The organism is Fodinicola acaciae (assembly GCF_010993745.1).
GTDB lineage: Bacteria > Actinomycetota > Actinomycetes > Mycobacteriales > HKI-0501 > Fodinicola > Fodinicola acaciae.
In genome coordinates, this window is record NZ_WOTN01000001.1 from 2352417 (window position 1) to 2364088 (window position 11672).

General features: G+C 68.6%; 9 protein-coding genes. 3 read left to right on the top strand and 6 right to left on the bottom strand.

Going from position 1 to position 11672, the window contains the following annotated elements; all coding sequences use genetic code 11:
• Positions 1-3 precede the first annotated feature (3 nt).
• Positions 4-780, bottom strand: a complete 777-nt coding sequence (locus GNX95_RS10935; protein WP_163506975.1) for a type 1 glutamine amidotransferase — start codon at positions 778-780, stop codon at positions 4-6.
• 101 nt (positions 781-881) lie between these two features.
• The gene (locus GNX95_RS10940) at positions 882-2234 is read right to left on the bottom strand and encodes a glutamine synthetase family protein (RefSeq protein WP_163507987.1); all 1353 of its coding nucleotides are present in this window, start codon (positions 2232-2234) and stop codon (positions 882-884) included.
• A 237-nt stretch (positions 2235-2471) separates the two neighbouring features.
• Between GNX95_RS10940 and GNX95_RS10945 the strand changes: the two genes are divergently transcribed.
• The 3 genes from GNX95_RS10945 (at position 2472) to panB (ending at position 6709) form a co-directional block, all read left to right on the top strand.
• Positions 2472-4238 carry an NAD+ synthase gene (locus GNX95_RS10945; RefSeq protein WP_163506976.1) on the top strand — a complete coding sequence of 589 codons (1767 nt, stop codon included), beginning with the start codon at positions 2472-2474 and terminating at the stop codon, positions 4236-4238.
• Positions 4239-4467: 229 nt separating this feature from the next.
• Positions 4468-5724: an MFS transporter gene (locus tag GNX95_RS10950; protein ID WP_246281569.1), complete on the top strand. Its 1257-nt coding sequence runs from the start codon at positions 4468-4470 to the stop codon at positions 5722-5724.
• Between the two features lie 130 nt (positions 5725-5854).
• Entirely contained in the window at positions 5855-6709 is an 855-nt protein-coding gene (gene panB, locus GNX95_RS10955) for a 3-methyl-2-oxobutanoate hydroxymethyltransferase (protein WP_163506978.1), read from the top strand.
• A 51-nt stretch (positions 6710-6760) separates the two neighbouring features.
• On the opposite strand, the gene fgd is transcribed toward panB, so the two are convergent.
• The 4 genes from fgd to GNX95_RS10975 all read right to left on the bottom strand — a co-directional run bounded on the left by fgd (position 6761) and on the right by GNX95_RS10975 (position 11665).
• Positions 6761-7765, bottom strand: a complete 1005-nt coding sequence (gene fgd, locus GNX95_RS10960; protein ID WP_163506979.1) for a glucose-6-phosphate dehydrogenase (coenzyme-F420) — start codon at positions 7763-7765, stop codon at positions 6761-6763.
• Between the two features lie 91 nt (positions 7766-7856).
• Positions 7857-10271, bottom strand: a complete 2415-nt coding sequence (locus GNX95_RS10965) for a xanthine dehydrogenase family protein molybdopterin-binding subunit (protein ID WP_163506980.1) — start codon at positions 10269-10271, stop codon at positions 7857-7859.
• A gap of 10 nt (positions 10272-10281) precedes the next feature.
• Positions 10282-11082, bottom strand: a complete 801-nt coding sequence (locus tag GNX95_RS10970; RefSeq protein WP_163506981.1) for a helical backbone metal receptor — start codon at positions 11080-11082, stop codon at positions 10282-10284.
• Positions 11083-11086: 4 nt separating this feature from the next.
• Positions 11087-11665: a TetR/AcrR family transcriptional regulator gene (locus GNX95_RS10975; protein ID WP_163506982.1), complete on the bottom strand. Its 579-nt coding sequence runs from the start codon at positions 11663-11665 to the stop codon at positions 11087-11089.
• Positions 11666-11672: the final 7 nt, after the last annotated feature.

The following is an 11672-nucleotide window of genomic DNA, read 5'->3' on the forward strand; positions in this document are numbered from 1 at the left end:
GACCTAGTGTCCGGCGCCGATGATCGGCAGTCCCGGCCGGCCGGACGGCAGCTCGCCGCGGACCACCGAGGCGAACCGCTCGGCGAACGGCCGCCACGCCTCCTCCACGTCGTCGAGCACGGCGACGAAGCGTTCCAGCAGCTCGTCCGGGTCGTATCCGTGTGCCGCGACCAGATCGGGGACCTCGGCGATCCAAGCGGCCAGCATCTCCGCGTCGCACTCGATGTGGAACTGCAATCCCCATACCCGGTCACCGATCCGGAACGCCTCGTTGGCACATCGCGGCGACGCCGCCAGCAACAGCGACTCCGGTGGAAGTGCGACGACCTCGTCGACGTGGAACTGCAGCACGTCCGGCGCGAGCGGCATCGGCCCGAACAGCGGGTCGCTCTCCGCGCGATCACGCTTGCCGACCAGTCGAGGGCCGATGTCGCCGCCGTTGTCCGCGCGCGCCACCCGGCCGCCGAAGGCCTGCGCGACCAGCTGGCCGCCGAGACACACGCCGAGCACCGGCCGGCGGTGTTGCCGAGCCGTCCGGATCAGCCCGGCCAGCTCCGGAAACCACTGCGTCCTGGTCGCCGGGTCGGGGACTGCGAAGGCGTCCTGCGCGCCACCCATCACCAGCATCCCGGAGTGCCCGTCGAGCGTGGCCGGCAGTGGCTCGCCGGCGTACGGACGCACCAGATCCAGCTCCAGGCCAGCACCGGTCAGCCAGTCACCGAGCCGGCACGGCCCATCGGTCGGATCGTTCTCGACCACCAGAAGGGGGCTCGTCGTCACGACCCAACCCTACGTCCGCCCGACCATCCGAAGATGTCCGTCACGATGAGTTCCCTGAAGAAACTCACGCGAGGGCGGCCTCGGTCGTGCCGGCAAGACGGCTACAGCGACGGCAGGTAGCGCCGCCGCTCGTACGGCGTGACCTGACTGCGGTAGTCCTCCCACTCGGCGCGCTTGTTCTTCAGGAAGAAGTCGAAGACATGCTCACCGAGCGTCTCGGCGACCAACTCGCTGGTCTCCATAGCCCGCAGGGCCTCCGACAGGTTGTGCGGAAGATCGGTGAAGCCGAGGGCCCGCCGCTCGGCCTCGGTCAGGGCCGACACGTCGTCCTCGGCACCGGCCGGCAGCTCGTAGCCCTTCTCGATGCCGCGCAGACCGGCCGCCAGCAGGACGGCGAAGGTCAGGTACGGGTTGCACGCGGAGTCGATCGACCGCACCTCGACGCGCGCCGAGTTGGCTTTGCCGTACGCCGGCACGCGGACCAGCGCCGACCGGTTCAGGTGACCCCAGCACACGTACGCCGGCGACTCGGTGATCCGGCCGTCCAGCGGCGCACCGAACAGCCGCTTGTACGAGTTGACCCACTGGTTGGTCACCGCGGTGAACTCGCGCGCGTGCACCAGCAGGCCGGCGATGAACTGCCGCCCGACCGTCGACAGCTTCATGCCGTCGGCCGGATCGTGGAACGCGTTGTTCTCGCCGGTGAACAGCGAAAGGTGCGTGTGCATGCCGGAGCCGGGTTGGTCGGAGAACGGCTTCGGCATGAAGGTCGCGTGCACCCCCTGGGACAGCGCGACCTCCTTCACGACGTGGCGGAAGGTCATCACGTTGTCTGCGGTCGCCAGCGCGTCGGCGTACCGCAGGTCGATCTCCTGCTGCCCCGGTGCCACCTCGTGATGGCTGAACTCCACCGAGATGCCGATCCGCTCGAGCGCGAGCACGGCCTGACGCCGGAAGTCACGCGCGGACGAGTGGGTGGTGTGGTCGAAGTAGCCGCCGCTGTCCACCGGGACCGGCGGCGAGCCATCTTCGGGGATGTCGTGCATCAGATAGAACTCGATCTCCGGGTGCGTGTAGAAGCTGAAGCCCTTCTCTGCCGCGCGGTCCAACGCGCGGCGCAGCACGTGCCGAGGGTCGGCCCAGGACGGTGAGCCGTCCGGCATCTTGATGTCGCAGAACATCCGCGCGCTCTCGCCGTGCAGGCCGCCTTCGAACGGGAAGACCTGGAACGTCCCCGGATCCGGCATCGCCACCATGTCCGACTCGTGTACGCGCGCGAAGCCCTCGATCGCCGAGCCGTCGAAGCCGATGCCCTCCTCGAACGCGGCTTCCAGCTCGGCCGGCGCCACCGACACGGACTTGAGCGTGCCGAGAATGTCGGTGAACCACAGCCGGACGAACCGGATGTCACGTTCTTCCAGGGTCCGCAGCACGAACTCCTGCTGGCGGTCCACCATCTATCCCCCTACAACGCGTGTTGACGACTGCTTGACGACTGCATCGTGTCCATAGTGACCGGTCCAGTGACCGGCCCAGCGGCTGCCGCCACCTCGGGTGCAGTCTGCCGCCGCCGTGTTTCCGGCTCGTTACGGGGGTTGTCCGAGGCTCCAGGATGCGATGGTCGTACGGAGCCAGGTCACCTGCGCCACAACCAGCGGCCTCCGGCGATCGTCGTACGCGACAATGGCGCCATGCTCACGCTGCGTTTGGCCATGGCCCAGATCGACCCGGTCGTCGGTGACATCCCCGGCAACGCCGACCTCATCCTTGCCGCCGCGCGCGAGGCCCGCGGCGCCGGAGCCGCGATCGTCGCGGTCGGCGAGATGGCCCTCACCGGCTATCCGGCCGAGGACCTGCTCTACCGCGACTCCTTCGCGGCGGCCAGCCAGGCCGAGCTGGAGCGGTTGGCCGAGCGGCTGGACCAGGAAGGGCTCGGTTCACTGATCGTCGTCACTGGTTACTACGACCTGGACGGCCCGCTGACCCGTGGCCCCGACGACGGTGCAGGCGGCGGCCCACGCAACGCCGCCGCGCTGCTGCACGGCGGCAAGGTCATCACGCGCTACTTCAAGCACTACCTGCCGAACTACGGCGTCTTCGACGAGGACCGCTACTTCAACCCCGGTGACCGGCTGCCGGTCGTCCGGCTCGGCCTCGCCGATGGCGAAGTCGACGTGGCGATCGTGATCTGCGAGGACATGTGGGCCACCGGCGGCCCGGTCACCGCCGCCGCGGAGGCCGGCGTCAACCTCGTGCTCAGCATCAACGCGTCGCCGTACGAGCAGACCAAGAGCGACGAGCGGCTGGAGCTGTGCCAGCGCCGGGCCCGCGAGGCGCGCGCTCCCCTCGCGTACGTGAACATCGTGGGCGGTCAGGATGAACTCGTATTCGACGGCGACTCGGTGGTGGTCGACGCCGACGGCACGGTGCTCGCGCGCGCGACCCAGTTCGCGCCGGAGATGTTGGTCGCCGACGTCGAGGTCGGGACGTCGTTCTCCGACCGCGACGGTGTGCTGGCCGGAATGACCGTGGAGCGCCTGCGCCTGGACGTACCGGACCTGCCGGCCGTGACCGAGCCCGCGCCGGCGCGGATCGCTGAGCGGCTGTCCGCGGATGGCGAGGTGTGGTCGGCGCTTGTCCTTGGGCTGCGCGACTACGTCCGCAAGAACGGCTTCCGCTCGGTCGTGCTCGGCCTGTCTGGCGGCATCGACTCCAGTGTGGTCGCCGCGATCGCCGCCGACGCGATCGGCGCCGACAATGTCGTCGGCGTGTCGATGCCGAGCAAATACTCCTCCGATCATTCGCAGAGCGACGCGGCCGACCTCGCCGAGCGGATCGGCCTGGACTACCGCGTCGTACCGATCGCCAACTTCGTCGAGGCGATCAACTCCGAGCTCGGATTCAGCGGACTCGCCGAGGAAAACCTGCAGGCTCGGATCCGCGGCGCGATCATCCTGATGGGCCTGTCCAACTCGGCCGGACACCTGGTGCTGACGACCGGCAACAAGAGCGAGCTGGCGGTCGGCTATTCGACGCTCTACGGCGACTCCTGCGGCGGCTTCAACCCCATCAAGGACGTGCTGAAGACCGCGGTCTGGCGGATCGCGCGATGGCGCAACGCCGAGGCGGAACGGCGTGGCGAGACCCCGCCGATCCCCGAGTCGGCCATCACCAAACCGCCGTCCGCGGAGCTGCGGCCCGGCCAGGTCGACGAGGACTCGCTGCCGCCGTACGAGCAACTCGACGCGATCCTCGCCGGTTACGTCGACGGCGACATGTCCCGCCGCGACCTGCTGGCGGCCGGTCACGACCCGACCGTCGTGGACCGGGTCGTACGGATGGTCGACCTCGCCGAGTACAAGCGCCGGCAGTCCGCACCAGGACCGAAGATCACCGGCAAGGCCTTCGGTCGCGACCGCCGGTTGCCGATCACCAACGGCTGGCGCGAGCACGGCTGACACCGCTGGCGAGCTGATCGACCGGTTTCGGCACGCGGTGTCGGGCCACCTGACGATTCCTGGCTGTTCGTTACGTCTTGACTGTCCACGTGTCATCCACGCGCCGTCGCGATGCGTACGCGCAGACGTTTCTTCTCCCAGAACTCTTCAATCGGCGGGTCACGGTCGCTATGGTTCGTTCACCATGCGTATGAGTGTTCGCAATACGAACATGATCTTGGGAGGCGCCGTGAGCACCACCGAGTCATCGTCCGGGACAGGTGCGCGCCGAGGTCGGGTCGTGCCGCTCTGCTGGACGGCGATCCTGCTGGACGGGTTTGACCTTGTCGTCCTCGGCAGCGTCTTGCCGGTGCTGCTCGCCGGCCATGTCTGGGGTCTCACCCCGGCCAGTGGTGCATTGATTTCCACGCTCGGTCTGGTCGGCATGACGATCGGCGCGATGGTCATCGGTACGGTCACCGAGCGGATCGGCCGGCGCCGCGCGGTGATCTTCTCCGTCATCACGTTCTCGCTCTTCACGCTGCTCTGCGCGTTCGCGCCGTCCGTGATGATCTTCGGCCTGCTGCGGCTGCTCGCCGGCATCGGGCTCGGCGGCTGTCTGCCGATGTCGATCACGCTCACGGCCGAGCACTACGCCGGCACTCGGCGCGCAAACAGTGCCACGACGGTCATCATGACCGGCTACCACGTAGGCGCGATGGCCACCGCGCTGCTCGGCATCCTGTTCATCGACAGCCTCGGATGGAGGTCGCTGTTCGTCTTCGGCGCTCTTCCGGCCCTCGTCCTCGTACCGCTGATGCTTCGCTATCTGCCGGACTCGCCGACCGCGGTCACCGCCGATGACGCGAAGCCATCGATCAGGGCGGCGGTCGCGACGCTGTTCTCGCGTGGCCTGCTGTGGCCGACGATCGCCTTCTGGGTCACCTCGTTCATGGGCCTGATCCTGGTGTACGGACTCAACACCTGGCTGCCGGAGATCATGCGGCAGGCCGGCTATCCGCTCGGAGCCGCGCTCGGACTGTTGCTGACCCTCAACTTCGGTGGCGTGGCCGGTCTGCTGGTCGCCGGCTTCGTCGCCGACCGTGTCGGCATCGGACGTTCCACGATCGGCTGGTTCGTCGGCGGCGCGCTGTTTCTCGCGCTGCTCAGCGTTCGGATCCCGGCTGTCGGCCTGTACGTCGCGGTGTTCCTGGCCGGCGCCTTCGTCTTCAGCGCGCAGGTCCTGGTCTACGCGTACGTCACCCGGGCCTACCCGGACAAGGCGCGCGCAACTGGTCTCGGCTGGACCGCCGGCGTCGGCCGGGTCGGCGCGATCTGCGGCCCGCTGATCGGTGGCGCGCTGCTGACCGCCGGCATCGCCTATCCATGGGGCTTCTATGTCTTCGCCGCGGTCGCCGGGCTCGCTGCCATCGCGGTGGCGGCTGTCGGCAACGCCCAGCCGGCGCCGGCTACCAACGCGATCCGGGAGAAGTCCCAGGCGCTGTGAGGTGTTTCTCAGCGCAGCGGTGACCGGGTCGTGCCACGCTGGTGACAACCCGGGGACGCGGCTCCACTGGTCGGATCACCAGGGTCCACGTCAGCAGTGGCCGCGCTTCGAGGCACCTCAGGAGGCTGCGATGACACCGAACCGACCCCCGACCCCGCCGGCCGAGCCCGGCCTGTACGGCGGCATCACCAGCAGGCGGGTACGCGTACGCGACCTGACCTCCGCCAAGGAGCGTGGCGAGCGCTGGCCGATGCTCACCAGCTACGACCAGTACACCGCCGGCATCTTCGACGAGGCGGGCATCCCGGTGTTGCTGGTCGGCGACTCCGCGGCCAACAACGTCTACGGCTACGAGACGACGCTGCCGGTGACCATGGACGAACTGCTGCCGCTGGTGCGAGCCGTGGTACGGAGCACCAGCAGGGCTCTCGTCGTGGCCGACATGCCGTTCGGGTCCTTCGAGGCGTCGGCGGAGCAGGCGCTGGCCAGCGCCGTGCGGTTCATGAAGGCCGGTGCTCAGGCGGTGAAGCTGGAAGGCGGCCGCCGGGTCGCTCCACAGGTCGAGGCTCTGACTGGCGCCGGCATCCCGGTCATGGCGCACATCGGCTTCACGCCGCAGCACGAGCACACGATCGGCGGCTATCGCGTACAGGGACGCGGGTCCGATGGCGACCGGTTGGTCGGCGACGCCATCTGTCTCGCTGAGGCCGGCGCGTTCGCGGTGGTCCTGGAGATGGTCCCGAGCGACGTGGCCAAGCGGATCACCGGCGAGCTGCGGATCCCGACCGTCGGAATCGGCGCCGGCCCGCACTGCGACGCGCAGGTGCTGGTGTGGCAGGACATGGCCGGTATGCGTGGCGGCCGGATGCCGCGGTTCGTCAAGCAGTACGCGGACCTGCGGACGATCCTCGCCGACGCGGTCAACCATTACGCCGACGACGTACGGTCCGGTGCGTTCCCGACCGACGTGCACTCGTTCGACTGAGCACGACGCTCGGGTCACGTCCCCGCGGAGACGTGACCCGAGCCGTACGACCTACTGGAGAGTGCGCAGCTTCGGCAGCACGTCTTCGGAGAACTGGGTCAGGAACCGCTCCTGGTCGGCGCCGGGGCCGTGCAGCACGAGATGGTTCAGTCCGGCATCGACGTACGGCTTGATCTGCGCGACCGCGTCGTCCGGATCGGAGGCCACGATCCATCGCTTGGCGACCTGCTCGATCGGCAGCTCGTCGGCCAGCCGCTCCATCTCCTGCGCCGAGTCGACCGAGTGCTTCTGCTCGGCGGTCAGCGACAGTGGGGCCCAGAACCGCGTGTTCTCCAGCGCGGCAGCGGGGTCGCGGTCGTAGGAGATCTTGATCTCGATCATCCGGTCGATCTCCACGGAGTCACGCTCGGCGGCAGCGGCGCCTTCCGCGACGGCCGGCATCAGCTTGTCGGTGTAGAGCTCCATCCCTTTACCGGACGTGCAAATGACACCGTCGCCGGCGCGACCCGCGTATTTGGCGACGACCGGGCCACCTGCCGCGATGTAGATCGGCACCGGCTTCTCCGGCCGGTCATAGATCTGCGCGTTGACCAGTTGGTAGTAGTCGCCCTTGAAGTTCACGACGTCCTCGGTCCAGAGCTCACGGATGAGGCGTACGGCCTCCCGCAGCCGCGCGAACCTTTCCTTGAACTCCGGCCAGTCTCGACCGGACACCGCGATCTCGTTCAGCGCCTCACCGGTGCCGACGCCCAGCATCACCCGGTCGTTGTACAGCAGCGCCATCGTCGCGAACGCCTGCGCGATCACCGCCGGGTTGTAGCGAAACGTCGGCGTCAGCACGCTGGTGCCGATCTGTACACGATTGGTCCGCTCGCCGACCGCGGCCATCCAGGAAAGCGCGAACGGCGCGTGTCCGCCTTCGTGACGCCACGGCAGGAAGTGGTCGGACACCACCACGCTGTCCAGGCCCACCTCCTCGGCCCGTACGGCGTACTCCACCAGGTCGCGCGGACCGAACTGCTCCGCCGACGCCTTGTATCCGACCTTCAGGCCCACGTTCTCTCCTAGTTCCTGTCGCGCGAGTGTCGCCAGTTCGTCTCCGGCATAACACCAGATCCGCGCCGGCACATCCCCGGGGGTCGGCGACTCAGATCGCCTCGCCGCCGACCGCGCCACCCTCGCGGACCGGCAGCTCGGCGAAGATCGCCGGCGGCTCGCGCCAGAGATCCGGCAAAGTGCCGGCCCGCGCATCACGGATCGCCGTCCACACGCGCTGCGAGGTGCACGGCATGTCGATGTGCCGCACTCCGAGGTGGGACAGCGCGTCCACGACGGCGTTCTGCACCGCTGGCGTGGAACCGACCGTCGGTGACTCGCCGATCCCCTTGGCACCGAGCGGGTTCAGGCTCGTCGGAGTCTGGGTGTTCACCGCCTCCAGGGTCGGCAGGTCGGCCGCGGTCGGGATCGTGTAGTCGACCAGCGTGCCTGTCTGCGGATTGCCGTCCTCGTCGTACGCGTACTGCTCCCACAGCGCCTGAGCGATGCCTTGCGCGATGCCGCCGTGCTGCTGGCCCTGGACGATCAACGGGTTGAGGATCCGACCGCAGTCGTCGACCGCGACGTGCCGGACCGGCGTCACGTGTCCGGTCTCCGTGTCGACCTCCACCACGGCCAGGTGCGCGCCGAACGGGAAGGTGCCATCGGCCTGCTTGAAGTCCAACGCCGCCGCCAGTGGTCCGCCGTCGGCGCTTGCCGCCTGCGCGAGCTGGGGCCAGCTGACCATCGCACCTGGCACGCCGCGTACGCCGAGGCCGGCTTCGGTGGAGCCGTCGGCCGCCACGACCTCGATGTCCTCCGCGTTGGCTTCCAGCAGCGTCGCGGCAAGCTCGCGAGCTCGGTCGAGGACAGCTCCGGCGGCCTGGTTCACCGCGCTTCCACCGACCTGCAGCGAGCGCGATCCGCCGGTGCCACCACCGCGCGGCACGAGCGCGGTGTCGGACTGGACGAAGCTGATCCGTTCCAGCGGGATGCCGAGCGTGTCCGCGACGATCATCGAGAAGGACGTGGCGTGGCCCTGTCCGTGCGCCGACGTGCCGACCGAGATGGTCGCCGAGCCGTCGTCGTGGACCGTCACCGAGCCATACTCCTGACCGCCTCCGCCGCTGGTCACCTCGACGTACACGGCGACGCCGATTCCCAGCTGCCTGGTGTCGCCACGTTCGCGCCGCTTGGCCTGCTCGGCACGCAGCTCCGCGTAGTCCGCCACCCGCAGCAGCTCGTCCAGCGGGATCTCGTAGCCGCCGGTGTCGTACGTCGTGCCGACCACGGTCGTGTACGGGAAGTTGTCGGCCGGCAGGAGGTTGCGTCGCCGCAGCTCGACCGGATCGATGTCCAGTTCGGCCGCGGCCAGGTCCATCAGCCGTTCCAGGAAGGCCGCGGCCTCTGGCCTGCCGGCGCCGCGGAACGCGCCGACCGTCGTGGTGTTGGTCAGGGCCACGGCCGCCGCGTACGAGATCTTCGGGATGTCGTAGACGCCTTGCGCCATCGCGTACGTCGTTTGCATCGCGAGCGCGCCGCCGAATCCGCCGTACGCACCAGCGTCGCCGATCATCCGGCAGCGAAGGCCGGTGATCGCGCCGTCCCGTTTGAGTCCGAGCTCCACGTACTGGATTTGCGCGCGACCGTGCGCCATCGACACGAGGTTCTCCGAGCGTGTGTCGACCCACTTGACCGGACGGCTCAGCCGGCGCGCGATCGCGATGGCCACGCTGTGCTCGGCGATCACGCCTGCCTTGCCGCCAAATCCACCGCCAACGTGCGGCGCGATCACCCGCAACCGGTCCGGCGCCAGGTCCGGGAAGATCCGGCTGACCAGTCCCTGGAAGGCGTGCGGCATCTGGGTCGATACGTAGACCGTCAGATCGAAGTCGCCGTCGGCCGGCGCGGTCCCGTCGGCGAGCGCGTGTCCGGCTGGGACGACCGCGATCGCGTTTCCTTCCATTGGCACGACCGCCATGCGCTGGTTGTCGATGCGAGCACGTACGACGACATCCGCGTCGGCCAGTACGTCGGTCTCGTCGGCGTCCCGCTCTCCCGCAGCGAGGTTGGTGCCGAGATCGTCGAACTGCAGCGGAGCATCAGGAGCCAATGCGAGCTCGGGGTCGATCACCGCTGGCAGCAGGTCGTAGTCGATGTCGACCAGCTCGGTCGCGTCGACCGCCGCCGCCTTCGTTTCGGCCACCACGACGGCGACAGGTTCGCCAACGAACCGGACCTTGCCGACCGCCAGCGGCGGCCGGCTGCACGCCTCGTTCACCGGGAAGAAGAGATGGAACGGCGAGATGTCCAGATCCGCCGCCGTATAGACCGCGACGACTCCAGACGCTTTCGCCGCTTCGGTCACGTCGATAGCCGCGATCGTGGCGTGCGGCACCGGCGACCGCACGAAGGCCAGATGGAGCACTCCGTGGATGCGGAGGTTGTCGACGTAGCTGCCGCGGCCCTGGATCAGATCCGGGTCCTCGACGCGTGTGACGACGTTTCCAAGAATCGATCCAGGCATGGTTTCGACTCTAGTCCGCTGACCGACCGGGCGGTCCGCTGCTGCGGAACATCTCCTGCAGCTGCCGGCCGATCACGTCCGCCGCAGTCGCCAACGTTGGGCCGTACCAGGTCAACGTACGACCGTCGACCAGCGCGCAGTCCTGATCCGGGAAGCACTCCGGCCCGTCGTCCGCCGTGAAGGCGTACGGTTCGTCGGGCAGGACCACCAGCCGGGCGCCGCACGTCTGGATCTCGGCTAGCGTCGGCCGCGGATAGCGCTGCGGCTCGTCGGCGAACACATTGACGTATCCCAGACGAGCCAGAAGATCGCTGGCAAACGTATCGCCGCCGAGCACGACCCACGGTCGCCGCCACACCGGCACGACGACCGGGACCGGTCTATCGCGCCTGGGACTCGTCATCCACGAACGATCTGCGATCGCCAGCCAATCCGGCGTGCCGAGACCACAAAACGCCAGCAGCCGGCGCAGCGAGTCGATCGCCTCGATCACAGTCCGTGGATTGGTCACCCACACCGCGATGCCAGCCGTCCGCAACGCGTCGACGTCCTCCTTGCGGTTCTCCTCCATGTTGGCCAGCACCAGATCCGGCGCGCAGCCGATGATGTCGGGAACGCGCGGATATTTGCTGCCGCCGATCCGCCGCACCTCCAGTCCTGCCGGATGCACGCAGAAGTCCGTGGCGCCGATGAGGATGTCGTGGTTGCTCCGCGCGATGCTCTCGGTCAAGGACGGTACGAGCGACACGACACGACGCGGTGGCGCTGGAAGCTCCACACGATCGCCGCGATCATCGAGGGCCGCCGTCATCCCGTCATTCCTCTTCCACGGTCGGCTGGAGATAGCGCTGGATGGTCGGACCGATCCACTGTGCGACCTCGTCCGCGGTCAGCGCCACCACCGGTGGGAACCTGAGAATGTAGCGGCAAAGCGCAAAGCCAAGCGCCTGTGTCGCGACGAGTCCGGCGCGCTTGGCGGCCGCGGCATCGTCGCCGTACGCGCTCCTGACCAGCGGCGCCAGCTGGCCAGCGAAGATCGTCCGGGCCTTCTCGGCCACAGCCTCGTTGGTGACTGCCGCTCGTAGGAGGGCCATCAGCGTTTCGTCGCCGTCCCACCGGAGGACCATGTGGCGCGCGAGGATCTCTCCCCACTGCTCAGGCGGCGAGGAGGCCAGATCCGGCAGCCGGAGATCGAACTCGGCCGCCAGGTAGAACAACTTCTCCTTGCTGCCGTAATAGCGCATCACCATCGACGGATCGATCCCGGCGTCCGCGGCGATCGCCCGGATCGTGGCCCGCTCGTAGCCATCCAGTGAGAACCGTTGCCGCGCAGCGGCCAGGATGGCCGCCCTCGTGCCGTCCGACCGGCGGCCGGCGCTGTTACCCGAGTCCATGCCAACA

Bases quoted from the DNA above. Each gene is read 5' to 3' on its own strand.
- GNX95_RS10945 (WP_163506976.1), top strand. From the start codon at position 2,472: ATGCTCACGCTGCGTTTGGCCATGGCCCAGATCGACCCGGTCGTCGGT.
- panB (WP_163506978.1), top strand. From the start codon at position 5,855: ATGACACCGAACCGACCCCCGACCCCGCCGGCCGAGCCCGGCCTGTAC.
- GNX95_RS10965 (WP_163506980.1), bottom strand. From the start codon at position 10,271: ATGCCTGGATCGATTCTTGGAAACGTCGTCACACGCGTCGAGGACCCG.
- GNX95_RS10970 (WP_163506981.1), bottom strand. From the start codon at position 11,082: ATGACGGCGGCCCTCGATGATCGCGGCGATCGTGTGGAGCTTCCAGCG.
- GNX95_RS10975 (WP_163506982.1), bottom strand. From the start codon at position 11,665: ATGGACTCGGGTAACAGCGCCGGCCGCCGGTCGGACGGCACGAGGGCG.